The organism is Sphingomonas sp. BE123 (assembly GCF_031456015.1).
Lineage (GTDB): Bacteria > Pseudomonadota > Alphaproteobacteria > Sphingomonadales > Sphingomonadaceae > Sphingomonas.
Window position 1 is genome coordinate 670,826 of sequence record NZ_JAVDTW010000001.1, and the last position, 18,047, is coordinate 688,872.

At 66.7% G+C, this 18,047-nt stretch carries 14 protein-coding genes; 3 read left to right on the forward strand and 11 right to left on the reverse strand.

The annotated features are described in order from the left end of the window. The first annotated feature begins 20 nt into the window (after positions 1–20). Together J2Y54_RS03330 and J2Y54_RS03335 are read left to right on the forward strand one after the other, a co-directional pair. Entirely contained in the window at positions 21–1,391 is a 1,371-nt protein-coding gene (locus J2Y54_RS03330) for a M28 family peptidase (RefSeq protein WP_310036888.1), read from the forward strand. Positions 1,392–1,533: 142 nt separating this feature from the next. Next, positions 1,534–1,761, forward strand: coding sequence for a hypothetical protein (locus J2Y54_RS03335; RefSeq protein WP_310036890.1), 228 nt, complete (start codon positions 1,534–1,536; stop codon positions 1,759–1,761). Positions 1,762–1,894: 133 nt separating this feature from the next. On the opposite strand, the gene J2Y54_RS03340 is transcribed toward J2Y54_RS03335, so the two are convergent. After that, entirely contained in the window at positions 1,895–3,151 is a 1,257-nt protein-coding gene (locus J2Y54_RS03340) for a dipeptidase (RefSeq protein WP_310036892.1), read from the reverse strand. Positions 3,152–3,219: 68 nt separating this feature from the next. Then, a complete protein-coding gene (locus J2Y54_RS03345) occupies positions 3,220–3,513 on the reverse strand; it encodes an Hpt domain-containing protein (protein ID WP_310036893.1) in 294 nt (97 codons plus the stop codon). 82 nt (positions 3,514–3,595) lie between these two features. Between J2Y54_RS03345 and J2Y54_RS03350 the strand changes: the two genes are divergently transcribed. After that, the gene (locus J2Y54_RS03350) at positions 3,596–5,920 is read left to right on the forward strand and encodes a hypothetical protein (protein ID WP_310036894.1); all 2,325 of its coding nucleotides are present in this window, start codon (positions 3,596–3,598) and stop codon (positions 5,918–5,920) included. A gap of 40 nt (positions 5,921–5,960) precedes the next feature. On the opposite strand, the gene J2Y54_RS03355 is transcribed toward J2Y54_RS03350, so the two are convergent. The 9 genes from J2Y54_RS03355 to J2Y54_RS03395 all read right to left on the reverse strand — a co-directional run bounded on the left by J2Y54_RS03355 (position 5,961) and on the right by J2Y54_RS03395 (position 18,015). Then, positions 5,961–7,127, reverse strand: a complete 1,167-nt coding sequence (locus J2Y54_RS03355; protein ID WP_310036896.1) for a serine hydrolase domain-containing protein — start codon at positions 7,125–7,127, stop codon at positions 5,961–5,963. A gap of 140 nt (positions 7,128–7,267) precedes the next feature. Then, complete coding sequence (locus tag J2Y54_RS03360; RefSeq protein ID WP_310036897.1) at positions 7,268–8,635, reverse strand: deoxyribodipyrimidine photo-lyase; 1,368 nt, start codon at positions 8,633–8,635, stop codon at positions 7,268–7,270. Beyond that, the gene (locus J2Y54_RS03365) at positions 8,632–9,597 is read right to left on the reverse strand and encodes a metal-dependent hydrolase (protein WP_310036898.1); all 966 of its coding nucleotides are present in this window, start codon (positions 9,595–9,597) and stop codon (positions 8,632–8,634) included. Before J2Y54_RS03365 ends, J2Y54_RS03360 begins: the two co-directional genes overlap by 4 nt. Positions 9,598–9,607: 10 nt before the next feature. Then, positions 9,608–10,633, reverse strand: a complete 1,026-nt coding sequence (locus J2Y54_RS03370; RefSeq protein WP_310036899.1) for a 2-oxoacid:ferredoxin oxidoreductase subunit beta — start codon at positions 10,631–10,633, stop codon at positions 9,608–9,610. Then, positions 10,630–12,507: a 2-oxoacid:acceptor oxidoreductase subunit alpha gene (locus tag J2Y54_RS03375; RefSeq protein WP_310036900.1), complete on the reverse strand. Its 1,878-nt coding sequence runs from the start codon at positions 12,505–12,507 to the stop codon at positions 10,630–10,632. The genes J2Y54_RS03370 and J2Y54_RS03375 overlap by 4 nt, the downstream gene beginning before the upstream one ends. A gap of 94 nt (positions 12,508–12,601) precedes the next feature. Further along, the gene (locus tag J2Y54_RS03380) at positions 12,602–13,504 is read right to left on the reverse strand and encodes a histone deacetylase (protein ID WP_310036901.1); all 903 of its coding nucleotides are present in this window, start codon (positions 13,502–13,504) and stop codon (positions 12,602–12,604) included. Between the two features lie 67 nt (positions 13,505–13,571). Then, positions 13,572–15,443: an ABC-F family ATP-binding cassette domain-containing protein gene (locus J2Y54_RS03385; RefSeq protein ID WP_310036902.1), complete on the reverse strand. Its 1,872-nt coding sequence runs from the start codon at positions 15,441–15,443 to the stop codon at positions 13,572–13,574. A gap of 28 nt (positions 15,444–15,471) precedes the next feature. Next, entirely contained in the window at positions 15,472–16,641 is a 1,170-nt protein-coding gene (locus J2Y54_RS03390; RefSeq protein ID WP_310036904.1) for a carboxynorspermidine decarboxylase, read from the reverse strand. 168 nt (positions 16,642–16,809) lie between these two features. Then, a complete protein-coding gene (locus tag J2Y54_RS03395; RefSeq protein ID WP_310036906.1) occupies positions 16,810–18,015 on the reverse strand; it encodes a saccharopine dehydrogenase family protein in 1,206 nt (401 codons plus the stop codon). Positions 18,016–18,047 lie beyond the last annotated feature (32 nt).

Consider the following 18,047-nt stretch of genomic DNA (forward strand, 5'->3'; position numbering starts at 1 on the left):
CGACCCTAGGGTCCGGTCGCATGACCAGCACCCTTTCCCGCTTCGCCATCGCGACTGCCCTGCTCGCGCTCCCCGCCACCGCCTTTGCGCAGGGCATGGATCCCGCCGCGCTGCGCGATGCCGCGCTGAAGGACGATCTGGCCTATGAAATCACCGAAGGCCTGACCACCGAGGTCGGGCCGCGGCTCGCCGGAACCGAGGCGGAGGCGCGCGCCCGCGCCTGGTCGCTCAAGAAACTGGCGGCGCTCGGCTTCAAGAATGTGCGCAACGAGCCATTTTCGATGCAGACCTGGGTGCGTGGCGCCGAAACGCTCGAGGTTCTCGCCCCCTTCCCCCAGCCGCTGCACCTGACTGCGCTTGGCAATTCGGGTGCGACCAGCGCCAAGGGGCTTGAGGCTGAAATCGTCTATTTCCCTGACCTCGCCGCGCTCCAGGCCGCGCCGGACGGCAGCCTCAAGGGCAAGATCGCCTTTGTCAGCCATGGCATGACCCGGACGCAGGATGGATCGCAATATGGTGCGTTCGGCGGCGCGCGGCGCAGCGGGCCGACCATCGCCGCGCGCAAGGGGGCAGCGGCAATCCTGATTCGCTCGATCGGCACCGACTATCATCGCAATCCGCACACGGGCGTCACCAACTTTGCCGAGGGCGTTGCCCCGATTCCGGCCGCAGCGCTGTCGTTGCCTGATGCCGAGCAGCTTGAGCGGATCGTCAAGCGCGGCCAGCCGGTAAAGGTCCGGCTGACCCTGACCCCGCGCCAGATCGGCACGACCGAGTCGGGCAATGTGATCGCCGAAGTGCCGGGCAGCGATCCCGCTGCCGGCATGGTCGTTGTCGCCTGCCATCTCGACAGCTGGGACCTTGGCACGGGCGCATTTGACGACGCCACCGGCTGCGGCATCGTCGCGGCGGCAGCGAAGCGGATCATGGATGCCGGCACACCGCGCCGCACGATCCGGATCCTGTGGGCCGGCGCCGAAGAGGTCGGCGTATTTGGCGGCAAGGCCTATTTCGACGCGCACAAGGGCGAAACGCACGCGCTTGCCGCCGAATCGGACTTTGGCGCCGACCGGATCTGGCGAGTCGATTTCAAGCTGCCCGACAGCGCAAAGGCAGTCGGTGACCGGGTCGCCGCAGTACTCGCGCCGCTTGGCATCAGCCGGGGCCGTGAGCGCGCCGGCGGCGGCGCGGACGTCGCCGCTCTGGTCGCGTCGGGTGTCGCTGGAATCGATCTGCAACAGGATGGCAGCCGGTATTTCGACCTGCATCACACGCCCGACGACACGCTCGACAAGGTCGACCCGGTCCAGCTGCGACAGAATGTTGCGGCATGGACCGCGATGCTCGCGGTGGTGGCCAATGCGCCCGAGGAAATCGGCCCGGTCAAGTGATGCGACGCACCATTTCCACGCGCTGCAAACCTTGCTGACAGATGAATTTCCATTGACGGACGCGTAACGGGCGCTATTCCGACTAACTCGCACGGCAATCGGGCCGAGGCGAACCGAAATAGCTTTGCTTGGGAGCAAACGAATGAAGAAGATCCTCATCGTCGCTGCCGCGACCGGCCTGATGTCGCTCGCCGCGTGCAACAGCGAGCCGGCCGCGAACAACACCGCCGAGAACGTCGCTGCTGACCTCGAAGCCAGCGCCGACAACATGGAAATGATGGCCGACAACGCCACCAACGAAGTCGCTGAAGACGCGCTCGAGAACGCTGCCGACAACATGGAAGACGCAGCGGCGAACGTCGCCCAGTAATTTACTGGATCTTCCCGGGCCCTCGGGCTTGGTTGGAAACGAAAGGGCGTCCCTCCGGGGGCGCCCTTTCTGTTTGCGCTGCGGTCGGATGCACGAGCGCGGGGGCCGGTTCAGCCGAACCGGACCGGCGCGATCACTCCTCCGGCGCGGTGGCGTCGATCGGCGGCGTGCCGGCCAGTCCCCGCGCAACCGCTTCGACCCGCTCCATCACGCGCAGGATATTGCCCTGGGCCAGCCCGGCAAGGTCGGCGTCGCTCCACCCGCGACGCACCAGTTCGGCGAACAGCAACGGATAGGCATCGACGCCCTTCATCTGCACCGGTCCGGTCCCGCTGATCCCGTCGAAATCCCCGCCCAGCCCGACATGCCCGCGCCCGGCGACGCGGGCGACATGTTCGACATGGTCCGCGACGTCGCGCACCGTCACCAGCGGCTCGGGATGGCTGCGCTCCCACTCTACAATCGCTGCGGGGGTTTCACGCCCGTAAAGGTCGGCCGGTAACCCGCGCTCACGCGCAAAGGCGGTGCGCGCCCGGTCCCATTCGCTCCACGCCATCGACAGGAAGGCGGGATAGAAATTGATCATCACCACGCCGCCATTGTCCGCAATGCGCCGCAACAGCGCGTCGGGAACGTTGCGCGTGCGGTCCGCCACCGCGCGGGCGGACGAATGCGATGCGATCACCGGCGCCTGCGTGACGTCGAGTACGGCGGCCATGGTCGCGTCGGAGACGTGGCTGACATCGACGATCATGCCGATCCGGTTCATTTCGGCGATCACCTGACGTCCAAAGGGCGACAGGCCATTGGCGCGGGGCGCGTCGGTCGCCGAGTCGGCCCAGCTCAGGCTCTTGCTATGGGTCAGCGTCATGTAGCCGACGCCAAGATCGCGGAATGCGCGCAGTACCGACAGTCGCCCGTCGATCTGGTGCCCGCCCTCGATCCCGATCAGCGACGCGACCTTGCCCTGCCGGGCGATGCGGCGGACATCGGCTGCGGTCCGCGCCATGGCGAAAGCCTCGGGATAGCGGCGGACGATCCGGTGAACGATGTCGATCTGCTCGATCGTTGCCTCGACCGCCTTGGGCCCGGTCATGCTCGACGGGATATAGACCGACCAGAATTGCCCGCCGACCTTGCCCCGGCGCAGCCTCGGAATGTCGGTCTGCAGCGGATTGTCCAGCGCGGCAGTATCGCGGCGCAAATCCACCGCCTCGACGCGCGCGCCATGGGCAGTGCGCAACTCCCAGGGCAGGTCGTTATGCCCGTCGATCACCGGCGCGCGCGAAAGCACCTTGTCGACGCGCCGCTGCGTAGCGGCGTCGGGCGGCGGGGGAAGCTGCGCCTGTCCGGCGAGCAGCAGCAGCGGGGCGAGGATCGGCATCGACATGCCGCAAGCCTAGCGTGGCGCGCGCGCGATGGAAGCCGGAACCGCGCAGGCCCCTCCCTCCAACCGCGTCAGAGCCGCTCGATCGCGCGTTCGATCTTGCGCAGGACAGCGCGGTCACCCGCTTGCGCATCGGCCGCGTCCTGCGCCAGCGCCATCAGCCGCACCGCACCGAAACTGGCCGCCAGTCCTTTGAGCCGCAGTGCAGCGCCACGCCAGCCTTCCGGATCGTCGCTCCCGCGCAACAGTTCCAGCGCGCGTCGCGCACTGTCGAGAAACGCACCGCGAAGCTCGGCAATCAGGCCAGGCTCATCGCCTACCGCCGCCGCCAGAGTCGCATCGATTGCACCGGGATCATACGCCATCCCCAATCCCTAGAATCCACGTGATTAATGAGGGGTTTCACAATGCTAGGCGATGGCGCGGCACTTGTGCTAAACCGGGACAATGAACGGGGGCACGAACAGGATCGGACCGCGTCCGATCGATGCGGATGACGAGCTTCTTCTGGTCGAAGAGGCTGGGCCGGCGACATTCGCGGCGGCCATGGCCGCGCAGGATGCAGGCGATCCATCGTCCCCCGCCGCCGATCTTGAAACAGTGTCTGCGGCGGTCCCGCGCCCGTGGTTCGCCATGGCGATTGTCGCCACGCTGGTGCTCGGCTGGTTCGGATTTGCGGGCTGGCTGCTCCAGCCGGTGATCGCCGCGCCGCTGCCGCCGGTCGACCTTGTCCAGCTGATCGCCGCGCTGTGCGTACCGCCGGCCCTGGTCGGCATCCTCTGGCTGCTCGCCCGCCGCAACAGCGTCGCCGAGGCGCGGCGGTTCGCCGATACCGCACGTGCGATGCGCGCCGAAGCCGCCAGCCTCGAGCGCGTCGTCGCCACCCTGTCCCGCAAGATCGAAGCAAATCGGGCGGAACTCGCCGAACAGACCACCGCGCTGATGGCGATGGGCGACCGCGCGGCGGAACGGCTTCAGGCGATTTCGAACGGCATGGCGGCCGAAGCCCGCGCGCTGGGCGACAGCGCGCAAAAGCTGGTCGACAGCAGCAGTGCGGCAGAGAACAGCGTCGGGATCGTGCTCGCCTCGCTGCCCAAGGCGCACGACCAGATGACCGGGATCGCCGCGACGCTCGACGCCGCCGGGCTCAAGGCAAGCGAACATGCTGCCGCGCTCGATGCCCAGCTGGTCGCGCTCGGCGAACGCGGGCGCGAGGCGGACAGCATCGCCGGCGGCGCGGCACAGCGGCTCGCCGCGCACATCACCCGCATGGAAGCGACCAGCGAAAATGCGGGGACCAAGCTCGAAAGCGTTGCCGCGCAGATGTCGGAAACCGTCGACGCGATGCTCGAACGCGCCGCCGCCGCAGTGGACGAAGCGCGCAAGGGCATTGCCGCACAGGGCGAAGCGATGCTCGCCATGCTGGCCGCCAACCAGGCGTCGCTCGACAAGGCCGGACGCGACAGTATCGACACGGTCGGCACCCGGATCGGCGAGGTCGAGGAGACGATCGGACGGATCGCCGAGCGACTGGGCGAGGAACAGACGCGCGTCGACATCCTGCTTGCCTCGGTGGCTGGCGGGATCGCGCAGGCCGATGGCCAGCTGGCTTCGCTGCACAGCCACGGGATGGAACGAACCCAGGCGCTTGCCGCCTCGCTCAGCGCGCTCGACAGCTCGGCCGCGGCAATGACCGCCACCTTGCGCGACGGCGACGACACCGCGCGGCGCGTGATCGCGACGGCTGAAGAACTGCTGACCGCGCTCGATTCGTCCGCGCGCGAGATGGACGAGACGATGCCCGACGCGCTCGCCCGGCTCGAGGAGCGGATCGGCGCCACGCGCGGCGTTATCGCCGCGTCCAAGCCCGAACTGCTCGCGCTCGTCACCGCTGCCGAAAGCACCCATGACGCGATCGAGGCGATCGCCGATGTGGTCCGCACCCAACGCGACATGCTCGCCAAGACACAGGCCGCGCTGCTCGACTCGCTCGAGGACGGGCAAGCGCGCACCGTCCAGCTTGAGGACGTGGTCGACCGCGCCATCGCCAATGCGCGCCGCTTCGCCGACGAAGCCGCGCCCGAACTGGTCGATGCGCTGCTGCGGATCCGCGAAACCGCCAATGCCGCTGCGGATCAGGCGCGCACAGCGCTCGCCAGCCTTGTCCCGGAGGCCACCCGTCAGCTCGAGGAAGCCGGCGCCGCCGCGCTGCGCCGTGCGCTCGACGCCAGCGTTCGTACCCAGTTGATCGAGCTGGGCGAGGTGACGCAGGGCGCGATCAGCGCCGCGGCGCGTGCGTCCGAACGGCTCGCGCAACAGATGCTGTCGATCAACGACGCCTCCGCCCAGGTCGAGGCACGCATCGACGAAGCCCGTGCCGAACGCGAGAACGCCGATCGCGACAATTTCGCGCGGCGCGTGTCGCTGCTGGTCGAGGCGCTCAATTCCGCGTCGATCGACATTTCAAAGGCATTTGCGCACGAGGTGTCGGACAGCGCCTGGGCCGCCTATCTGAAGGGCGACCGCGGCGTCTTTACCCGCCGCGCGGTGCGTCTGCTCGACAGCGGCCAGGCGCGCGAAGTGTCGTCGCTCTACGAGGGCGATCCCGATTTCCGCGAGCAGGTGAACCGCTACATCCACGATTTCGAAGCGATGCTGCGTCAGGTGCTCGCGCTGCGCGACGGGGCGCCGCTGGGTGTGACCTTGCTGTCATCCGACATGGGCAAGCTCTACGTCGCACTGGCGCAGGCGATCGAGCGGCTGCGCGGCTAATGCGATCCCTTCCCTGCCCGCGGGGAAGGGATCCTGAACATTATTGCCGGGCTGCTGCCTGCACCTTCATCGCGAACGCCAGCCGCGCCTGGGCGAGATCGCGGTCGCTCGCACGGGGCCAGGCCGCGCTGGTCACCATCACCAGCTTGCTCGACGGATCGACCAGGATCACCTGCCCGAAAATTCCCTGCGCGGCATAGGTACCGCCCGGCAGCACCCACCATTGATAGCCATAGCCGCCGCCCGGATAGGTAACCTGCGCCTTGGTCGCATCGGCGAACCAGCCGGCGGGGACGATGCCCTTGCCGCCCTCAAGCGCCATCTGGCCGATCCGCCCATAATCGCGCAGCGACACCGACAGGCAACAGCCCGAAACTTCCGCACCCGTCTGGTCGGTCATCCAGAACGCGTCGCGCTCCATACCGAACGGCTTCCAGATCTTCTCTTCCAGATAGGCCGATAGCGACTTGCCCGTCGCGCGGCGCACCAGCACGCCGATCAGATTGGTTTCGCCGGTCTTGTAGACGAACTTCGCACCCGGCTCGCTCTCCCGCGGCAGCTTGCGCATGTAGAAGACGGTCGGGTCCATTCCCGCCGGCACCGCCTCGGCGAACATCCGCGCCACATCGCTATTGGGATCGGTATAGTCCTCGTTCCACTTCACCCCCGACGTCATCGTCAGCAGCTGGCGGATGCTCACGCCGTCATAGCCCGCCCCGGCCAGATCGGGGATGTAGCGCGTCACGGGATCATCGATCGACTTGATGTAGCCGTCCTTGATCGCCGCACCGACCAGCGTCGATGTCACCGACTTGGCAACCGAAAAGCTCGTCCAGCGCCCCTCCGGTCCATAGCCGCGGGCATAGCGCTCCATCCGGACTTTACCGTCCTGCAGCACCAGCAGCCCGGTGACATTCTGCGCGGCCATGAACGCGGCCACCTCCGCCTCCGCGATTGGCAGCGGTGCGCCCTGCGGCAGCGCGCGAACCTTGCGCCCCGCCCGCGCGACGGTGCCGGGGAACAGCTTCTCCATCGCGGGAAAATTGCGGAACCGCTCTTCCTGCGACCAGAACAGCACCGCTGCACCGACCTGGCGCAGTTTCGCGGCTTCCTGCGGGGCGACCGCGACGGTCGCTGGCGGCGTGCCCCCTGTTGCTGCACAGCTCGCCAATGCCAGCGCGCCCAGCGCCACTCCAAATCCGCGCATGCCCCTCTCCCTGTCCGTCGCTCGACGCGATCCACGACACCCTTGTCCCGCAGGCCGCCCTGTTTACCTGTCCGCTCTTAGCGCGTCCGTCCGGGCAAACGGCACAAAAATCGCCCGGGTTTCTGCCGCGATGCGCCGGATCAAATCCCCCGCACCGCCGCCAGCGCGCGCTCGCGCGCTTCGCGGTGGCCGATGATCTTGCGCGGATAGTCGCCTGGCCGCCGCCCATGCTCCTCGGGATCGTGGATCACGTCGTCATGCAGTTTCGCCAGCTCGGGCACCCACTCACGGATATAGCCCGCCGCATCGAACTTCTCCGATTGCGACAGCGGCGCCATGATCCGCACGAACATGTTCGAATCGATGCCCGTCCCGGACACCCATTGCCAGTTGACCGCGTTGCTCGCGTAATCGGCATCGACCAGCGTGTCCCAGAACCAGCGCTCCCCCTCGCGCCAGTCGATCAGCAGATGCTTGATCAGGAAACTCGCCGCGATCATCCGCACACGATTGTGCATCCACCCGGTCGCCCATAGCTGGCGCATCCCGGCATCGACGATGGGATAGCCCGTCCGCCCCTTGGTCCAGGCGTCGAAGTCGTCGCGCGCCGCTGACGAGCGAAAATCGCGCCACGGGATCGCATCGAACTTCTCACGCGCATTCTTGGCGGCATAGTCAGGGAATTGCACGATCACATTCTGCGCATAATCGCGCCAGCCAATCTCGCTCAGAAACACATCGACCGACCCGCCCGCATCGGCCACGCGGTGCCAGACATAGGCTGGCGACACCTCGCCGAAATGCAGATGCGGGCTCAGGCGCGAACTCCCCTCGATCGAGGGCAGGTTGCGCGTGCGGTCATACTCCGCCGCCTTGTCAACAAAGGCGTCGACCCGTTTCCGCGCGCCCGCTTCGCCCGGCTCCCAATCGGCAAAGCCGCTCGCCCAGTCGGGCTTGGTCGGCAACAGCCCCCATTCCTCCAGCCTCTCGCACTGCGGCCACTGTGACGGCGCCGGAATCTCGCGCGGCCGGTTCGCCGGAGCAGCCGGCGGCATCCGCTGCTGCAACGCGCGCCAGAACGGCGTGTAGATCTTGTAGGGATCGCCCGATCCGGTCGTCACCGATCCCGGCGGGGCAAGGTAATTGCCGTCATGGCACACCAGCTCCAGCTGCTTGGCGACCGCCCGCTCGGCATTGCGCCACCACGGCTCGTAATGACGGATGCAGTGAACCCGCTTCGTCCCCACTTCCTCCGCCAGCGCCGCCAGCACCGCGTCCGACTTGCCCCGCCTCAGGATCAGCCGCGATCCCTTGTCGCGCAGCGCCGCGTCGAGGCTGGCGAGGCTATGGTGGAGCCACCAGCGCGATGCCCCGCCTATTGCGCGATGCTTCGGCGTCTCGTCGTCGAGGATATAGACCGGCACCACCGGCCCCTCCCCCGCCGCGGCGATCAGCGCCGCCTGATCCGACAGGCGCAGGTCACGGCGAAACCACAGGATGCTGGTCACTGCCCGTCCCCTTCCGCCGGAATCCGCGCGCTGAACTGACCGCGCGCCACGTCATGGCCAAAGCGCTGGTCCCAGATCATGAGGCTCCCGTCCGGCTTGCGCTCGGCAAAGGGCATGCGCGACCAGAACAGGAATGCCCGCACATTCGGGTCGCGCGCCGCCGCCGCCGCGATGCGCGGATCGTCCATCCCGATCGGCGCCGGCGCCTCGACCTCGAGCGGGAAGATCGTCGGCAGCGCGCCCTCCGCCAGGTTGATCACCCGCCGCCCGCGCTGTCCCGCGCCGCGCCACAATATCTCGCGCTGCCAGAAGGCGATCGGCACCGGATTGGCGACGACCAGTTCGGGCACGATGCCATGGTCGGCGCGCACCCGCGCTGCCGTCTGCGTTTCGGCAAGGCCGGTCAGCACGCCATTGCCCAGGATATAGACGCTGACGGTCGCGACCACGATCCCGCCGCGCCGCCGCCAATCGCCCCCGCGCCGCTCCGCCCGGCGCGACCACAGAAACCCGCCGATCAGCATCGCCCACATCCAGATGTCGATGATGAAGATGCTGTCGCCATAGAACCAGCGCGACGAAAACGGTTCGAGCAGCCGGATGCCATAGCTGTTGAGCCAGTCGAACGCCGGATGGCTCAGCGTCCCGATGAACGCCAGCAGCAGCAAATGCCATGGCCGCACCGGCGCGCGGGCCTCCGGGCGCTTCCCCCGCCGCGCCTGCCACCGGTCGAACCCGACCATGATCGCGGTCAACAGCACCGGCAGCACCAGCATCGCGATCGGCCCGTGCGTCAGCCCGCGTCGCATCGCGAGCGACTGGGTGCCATAAAATGTACAGGCCGCGTCTAGATCGGGGATGTTTGCCGCGATGATCAGCGTCGGCATGCCCAGGCCGGACAGCTTCTTCAGCCCCGCCTGCCCCAGCGCGGCCCCGATCATGCTGTGTGTCAGATTGTCCATGACCGCCGCGCTATGCGGTGCGCGGTTCCTTGTCCACCTGCCAGGTCTGGCCCTTGCTGACGAGCTTTTGCAGGTCGGCGATCTTGCCCTCGCCCACCGCCGCATTCTGCGCGACGACCGCGTTTTCGAAGGTCGGGGCGGGATCGTCGTAAATCACGCCGAGCGCCATCGGGAACGGGCCGAACGGCATTTCGACCAGCAGATGCGCGAGCATGCGGTTGGTCATGTCATGCACGAGCACGCCCGATGCGTCGCCATCGACCACATCGATGACGGTCAGCGTCAGGCGCGCGGTATCCAGCGCCAGCCCCTTGGTCCCGCCAGCGAACAGCATCGGCTGGCCATGCTCGACCCACAGCTGGTGCCCGGCATTCGCCTTGTCGGCAAAGGGCGCGAAGACGTCGGCGTTATAGACGATGCAGTTCTGGAAAATCTCGACAAACGCCGCGCCCTTGTGCGCATGCGCCGCCTTGAGCACGCTCGGCAAATTCTTGTTCACGTCGATCCCGCGCGCAATGAACCGCGCGCCCGATCCCAGCGCAAACGCGCACGGCTTCGCCGGATGATCGACCGACCCGAACGGGGTGGAGGGCGATCGCGTCCCCTCCCGGCTGGTCGGCGAATATTGCCCCTTGGTCAGGCCGTAAATCTCGTTGTTGAACAACAGGATCTGGCAATCGAGATTACGGCGCAGCAGGTGCATCGTGTGATTGCCGCCGATGCTGAGGCCATCGCCATCGCCGGTGATGATCCACACATCGAGATCAGGATTGGCCAGCTTCACCCCCGTCGCCACCGCCGGCGCGCGGCCATGGATGGTGTGGAAGCCATAGGTTTCCATATAATAGGGGAAGCGCGACGAACATCCGATCCCGCTGACGAACACCGTCTTCTCCGGCGTCGCCCCGATCTCCGGCATCGTCCGCTGCACCGCCTTCAGGATCGCATAATCGCCGCAGCCGGGACACCAGCGGACTTCTTGGTCGGTCTCCCAATCCTTCGGCGTCGACGGGCGGATGGTGGTGATCTCGTTCATCCCAGCATCTCCTCAATCGCCGCCTCGATCTCATGGATCCGGAACGGCTGCCCCGACACCTTATTGAGCGGCTTCGCGTCCACCAGAAACTGATCGCGCAGCAAGGTCTTGAGCTGCCCGGTGTTCATCTCGGGCACCAACACCCGATCATATCCCTTGAGCAAATCACCCAAATTCGCCGGAAGCGGCCAGATATGCCGGATATGGATGTGGCTGACGTCCAGCCCCTTGCGCCGCGCGCGCCGCACCGCCTGCGTAATCGGGCCATAGGTTGAGCCCCAGCCGACCACGACCAGTTCCCCTCCCGGCGCGCCCTGTTCGATCTCCTGATCCGGCACCTTGATGCCCGCGATCTTCGCCTGCCGCGTGTCGGTCATGCTCTGGTGCGTCGCGGGGGCATAGTCGATATTGCCGGTCCCCGGCGCCTTCTCGATCCCACCGATGCGGTGGAGCAGCCCGGGAGTCCCCGGCCTGACCCATGGCCGCGCCAGCTTCTCATTACGGGCGTAGGGCAGGAATTTCTCGCCCTCGGGTGGTGGATCAGTGCGGAATTCCACCGGGAACGGCGCGTAATCGCCCATATCCGGCACCTTCCACGGCTCGGCTGCATTCTGCAGATAGCCGTCGGTCAGCAGCATCACCGGGGTCATGTACTGCGTCGCGATCCGCACCGCCTCGATCGCGACATCAAAGCAATCGGCGGCGGAGCGCGCGGCGATCACCGGCACTGGCGCATCGCCATTGCGGCCATAGACCGCCTGATACAGGTCCGACTGCTCGGTCTTGGTCGGAAGGCCCGTCGACGGCCCGCCGCGCTGCGCATTGACGATCACCAGCGGCAATTCGGTCATGATGGCGAGGCCAATCGCCTCGGTCTTGAGCGCAATCCCCGGCCCCGACGAACAGGTGACGCCCAGCGACCCGGCATAGGACGCCCCAATGGCTGACGCGACCGCCGCAATCTCGTCCTCCGCCTGAAAGGTCGTGACCCCAAACTCCTTCAACCGCGCCAGATGGTGCAGGATCGCGCTCGCCGGGGTGATCGGGTAGCCGCCATAGAAGAGCTTGAGGTTCGCCAGCTGCGCCCCCGCGACCAGCCCCATGCTGATCGCATCCGCGCCGGTCACCGTGCGATACAGCCCCGGCGCAACCGGCGCGGCGGGAACGTGCAGCTGCCCGATCCCGGTCGCGCCCAGCTCCGCCGTCTCGCCATAGGCGTGGCCGGCATTGAGCGCCGCGATATTCGCCTCGGCCAGCTCGGGCGCCTTGGCGAATTTGGCCTTCAGCCAGTCGATCAGAGGCCCGCGCTCCCGGTCGAACATCCACAGCGCAAGGCCGAGCGTCCACATATTCTTGCAGCGCAACGCTTCCTTGTTGCCAAGCCCGAACGGCTTCACGGCGTCGAGCGTCAGTTGCGAGATGTTGAGCTTGAGCAGCTGCCATTTGGCGAGGCTGCCATCCTCCAACGGGTTCTGTTCGTACTTCGCCTTGTCGAGGTTGCGTTTGTTGAACTCGCCTTCGTCCGCGATGATCAGCCCGCCAGGCTTCAAATCGCCGACATTGGTCTTGAGCGCCGCCGGGTTCATCGCGACCAGCACATCGGGCGCATCGCCCGCCGTCTCGATCGCCGCCGATCCGAAATTGATCTGGAAAGCGGAAACCCCGAACAACGTCCCCTGCGGTGCGCGGATCTCGGCAGGGAAATCGGGGAAAGTGGCAAGGTCATTGCCCGCCAGCGCGGTCGACAGGGTGAATTGCCCGCCGGTCAGCTGCATCCCGTCGCCGCTATCTCCGGCGAACCGAACGACCACCGCTTCGGGCGGCGGATTGGCGGAGGCTTCCTCCGGGGTCACCTCATGCACGGCAGTCGCCATTCGGCCTTCTCCTGCAACCGCATCCTCGCCCTTCGTGATCGGGGCGTTGGTGCCATCAAGGTATAGCGATGGCGCGCACTTGCAATCGGTTCTTTTACGGCAGCTCCGTCAGCACCGCGCCCAGCGCCAGGATCGACGCGACATGCCGCGCCGATACCTCCATCGCGTCCAGCCCGTACCCGCCGCCCAGCGCGCTTGCGATCGGCAGGCCATGCCGGCGCGCCAGCCCCGCGATCCAGCGGTCGCGCACCATCAGCCCCTCGCGGCTGAGGCCCAGCCGCCCCAGCCGGTCGCCTTCCCACGGATCGACCCCGGCCTGGTACAGCAGGATCGTCGGCTCGAACGCATCGACCAGTCCCGGCAGACTCGCGCTCAGCGCGTCCATATAACCGGCATCGTCCACCCCGTCGGGCAGCGCGACGTCAAGCGTCGAGCGCGCCTTGCGCACCGGGAAATTCTTCTCGGCATGGATCGAATAGGTCGCGATGTCGGTCCGCCCCGCGGTCAGCGCCGCAGTGCCGTCGCCCTGATGCACATCGCAATCGACGATCAGCACCCGCTCGCCCTCTTCGGCCAGCCGATGCGCCGCGATAGCAAGATCGTTGAACACGCAAAAGCCCGCGCCGGTCGCGTGCAGCGCATGATGGCTGCCCCCGGCGGTATTGGCGGCAAAGCCCCGCTGCTGCGCGATCTTCGCCGCTGCATAGGTGCCACCCGGAACCGCCAGCGCCCGCGCCGCGACCTCCGGCGTCACGGGAAAGCCGATCCGCCGCTCCTTCTCACGCGGCACCCGCGTCTCGATCACCTCGGCGACATAGTCAGGATCGTGCACCGCCTCGATCCAGTCGCGCGCCATCGGCTCGGGCTCGTGCCAGTCCAGCGCATTGCCCAGATCGCGCAGCAGGTCGCGGACCAGCCCGTTCTTGTTCCACTGATACTGGCTGCGCGCCGGCGCGGGCGCCACATAGAGCGGGTGGTGAACAACAGCGATGGGCACGCCCCCTCCTACCCCGCTCGCCCTGAGCTTGTCGAAGGGTCGTTCGTCATCGCTTGCTGAAAACGGGTCAGGCCGCCAGAGCCTCCAGCGCCTCCTGCGCCTCCATCCACGCGGTTTCCGCCGCCTCGATTCCCTTCACCACCATGCCCCGCTGCTTCATCAGCTCGGTCATGGTCAGCTTCGCCAGATCGGGCGCGGCCGTTGCAGGATCGAACATCGCGCGGTCGATCGCGCTCAGCTTCTCCTGCAGCTTGGTCAACTCCACCTCGGCCGCCTTGGCGGCCTTGCGCATCGCATTGCCCTTTTCGCGCGCCTCGGCCGCCTCGCGCCGCGCATCCTTGCGGTTGACGCCGCCCTTGGCGCTGCCCTCGCCCTTGGGCTCCTTGGCGAGCACGAAGGCGATGTAATCCTCGATACTCCCGTCAAACGGGCGCGCCGTCCCGCCATCGACCAGCACCAGCCGGTCGGCGGTCATCTCGATCATGTGCCGGTCATGGCTGACAATCACGACACAGCCCTGATAGGCGGTCAGCGCCTGGATCAGCGCTTCTCGCGAATCGACGTCGAGATGGTTGGTCGGTTCGTCGAGGATCAGCATGTGCGGCGCGTCGCGGGTGATCAGCGCCAGCGCCAGCCGCGCGCGCTCACCGCCCGACAGCTTGCCCACCTGGGTCAGCGCCTTGTCCCCGGCAAAGCCGAACCGACCGAGCTGCGCGCGCACCGCGGCGGGCTTCTCCCCCTCCATCAACCGCTGCATATGGTCGAACGGCGTCTCGTCGCTGTGCAGCTCCTCGACCTGATACTGGGTGAAATACCCCACCCGCATCTTCGCCGACGCTGCCTTTTCACCGTCCAGCGGCGTCAGCTGCGCCGCCAGCAGCCGCGCCAGCGTCGTCTTGCCGTTGCCGTTGCGGCCGAGCAGCGCGATGCGGTCATCCGGATCGATCCGCAGGTTCAGCCGCGACAGGATCGGCGTCCCGTCATAGCCCACACTGGCATGGTCGAGCGTGATCAGCGGCGGGCGCAACTGGTCGGGATCGGGAAAGCCGAACGCCAGCGTCGGATCGTCGACCACCGCCGCGATCGGCTGCATCCGGGCGAGCGCCTTGGCGCGCGACTGCGCCTGTTTCGCGGTCGATGCGCGGGCGGAGTTGCGCGCGACATAGTCCTGCAGCTTCGCCCGCTCGGCCAGCTGCTTCTCGCGCGCCGCCGCCTGCTGCGCCTGCCGCTCGGCCTTTTGCCGTTCGAACTGGTCGTAGCCGCCGGGATAGAGCGTCAGCTTGCCCTTATCGAGGTGCAGGATGTGGTCGACCACATTGTTGAGGAAATCCCGCTCATGGCTGACGATCACGATCGTCGCGGGATAGGAAATCAGAAAATCCTCCAGCCACAGCACCGCCTCAAGGTCGAGGTGGTTCGAGGGCTCATCGAGCAGCAACAGGTCGGGCTGGCTGAACAGCAATGCCGCCAGCGCCACGCGCATCCGCCAGCCGCCCGAAAAACTGTCGAGCGGGCGGTGCTGTGCCTCCTCGTCAAAGCCCAGCCCGACCAGGATTCGCGCCGCCCGCGACGGCGCGGTGTAGGCGTCGATCGCGCCCAGCCGCTCGTGAATCTCGCCCAGCCGGTCGGGGTCTTCCAGCCCCTCGGCCTCGGCCATCAGCGCCGCGCGCTCGGTGTCGGCGGCCAGCACCGTCTCGAACGGCGTGGTCTTCCCCGCCGGCGCTTCCTGCGCGACATAGCCGATGCGGCTCCCACGCGGCATATCGGCGCTGCCCTCATCGGGGTCGAGCTGCCCCGCGATCACCTTCACCAGCGTAGACTTGCCCGCGCCGTTCCGCCCGACCAGCCCGATCCGCCCACGCGGCGGCAATGCGGCACTGGCGCGGTCGATGATCGTGCGCCCGCCCAGGCGGACGGTGATGGCGGAAAGGTTCAGCATGGCGGCGCGCCTAGCACCGCCACCCGATTCAGGAAAGCCGCCCCTCGAAATCGGCGTATCCGAAGCTCTTCACGATCCGCAGATCGTCGGTCCGGCTGTCCCACAGCGCGATGCTCGGCAGCGGCACGCCGTTGAAGGTCGTCGTTTTGACCATCGAATAATGCGCCTGATCGAGAAACGCGAAGCGCTGTCCCGGCACCGGCCATTGCAGAAAGCGGAAATCGCCCAGAATGTCGCCGGCCAGGCACGACGGCCCACCCAAGCGCACCAGCACATCGCCCTCCTCGCCCAGCATCGCCGGGCGGTACGGCGCCTCGATCACATCGGGCATGTGGCAGGTCGCCGAGATGTCGACCACGCCGATCGGCATGCCGTTGGTGAACACGTCAACGAACTCGCCGACCAGAATTCCGGTATCGAGCGCGATCGCCTCGCCCGGCTCCAGGATCACTTCCAGTCCGGTCTCCTCGCGCACCTGACGCAGGAAATCGACCAGATCGTCGCGCTGATAATCGGCGCGCGTGATGTGATGCCCGCCGCCGAAATTGAGCCATTTCAGCTGGCCCAGATAGGGCGCGATCCGCGGCCTCAGCGCTTCCCAGGTCCGGCGCAGCGGCGGGAAATCCTGTTCGCACAGCGAATGGACATGGATGCCGTCCACGCCCTCCAGATGCTCGGCCTTCAGCTGATCGGCGGGGAAGCCGAGCCGCGAATGCGGCTGGGCCGGGTCGTATTTCTGGACCTCACCCTCGCTGTGCATCGGGTTGAGGCGCAGCCCGACCTCGAATTTCTCGCCCCGCGCGCGCGCCGCCGCCAGTTCGCTTTTCATCGCCGCGTGCTGGAACGGGGTGTTGAAGATCACATGATCAGAGATCGCGCAGACCTCTGCCATATCGGACTTTTTATAGCCCGAACAATAGGTTGCGATCTCACCATGATAATGGTTCTTCGCCAGCCGCGCTTCCCACAGGCCCGACGTCGCGACGCCGTCCAGGTACCGCCCGACCAGATCGCCCAGCGACCACATCGAAAACGCCTTGAGCGCCAGCAGGATTTTCACCCCGGCGCGGTCGCGCACATCGGCGATGGTCTGGAGGTTCCGCTCCACTGCCGCCGCATCGACGACAAAGCAGGGCGAAGGCACACGGCTCAGGTCGAACCCGGCGAACGCGCCCGGATCCCCGGCCTTGGTGGACATGACAGGCGACGCGGCACGGGTTTCGGTCATTGGCAAACTCCAAAATCCTCCCCTGCAAGGGGAGGTGGCATCGCGAAGCGATGACGGAGGGGTGTCGCCCTATCGAGAGCGGGACACCCCTCCATCACCGCTTCGCGGCGGTCCCCCTCCCACTCCGGGGGAGGAGTTTTAGAACTTCAGCGGCTCGGCCAGTTCCTTCACCTGCCACGGCAGGCCATGCTGGTTCAGCATGTCCATGAAGGGATCGGGGTCGAACTGTTCCATGTTGAACACGCCCTCGCCACGCCACTGGCCATTGAGCATCAGCGCCGCGCCGATCATTGCCGGAACGCCGGTGGTGTAGCTCACCGCCTGATTGCCGGTCTCCTCGAACGCGTCCTCGTGATCGCAGACATTGTAGACGTAGAAGGTCTTCTCTTCCCCGTCCTTCATGCCGGTCGCGATGTCGCCGATATTGGTCTTGCCCTTGGTCGTCGTGCCCAGCGTCGACGGCTCGGGCAGCACGGCCTTCAGGAACTGCAGCGGCACGATCTCGCGGCCCTCATACATGATCGGCTCGATCGAGGTCAGGCCGACATTCTGCAGCACGCGCAGATGCGTCAGATACTGTTCGCCAAAGGTCATCCAGAAGCGCGCGCGCTCCATCTCCGGAATGAACTTGGCCAGGCTCTCCAGCTCCTCATGGTACATGAGGTACATGTTCTTGGCGCCGACCTGATCGAACTCGAACACCTGCCGCGTCGACAGCGCGGGGGTCTCGACCCATTCGCCATTCTCCCAGTGCCGCGCGGGCGCCGTGATCTCGCGGATGTTGATCTCGGGATTGAAGTTGGTCGCGAAATGCTGGCCGTGATCGCCGCCATTGCAGTCGAGAATGTCGAGCGTGCGGATCGTGTCGAGCAGGTGCTTCTTGATGTACATCGCGAACACGCTGGTCACGCCCGGATCGAAACCCGAACCGAGCAGCGCCATCAGGCCCGCATTCTTGAAGCGGTCCTGATAATCCCACTGCCAGCCGTAATGGAACCGCGCCTCGTCGCGCGGCTCGTAATTGGCGGTGTCGAGATAGTCGGTGCCGGTGTTCAGGCACGCGTCCATCAGGTTCAGGTCCTGATAGGGCAGCGCCAGATTGACGAGCAGGTTCGGCTTGACCTGCTCGATCAGCTTCGACGTCGCGGCGACGTCATCGGCATCGACCTGCGCGGTATCGATCGTGACGCCAAAGCGCTCCTTGACCGATTCGGCGATGGCATCGCACTTGAACTGGCGGCGGCTGGCGAGCGTGATCTTGCCGAACAGCTCGGGATTCTTCGCCATCTTGTGCACCGCGACCGACGAAACGCCGCCTGCGCCGATTACGAGAACGTCCTTCACGCCTGTGTCCTTCCTCTAATGTCCCGGGGGAA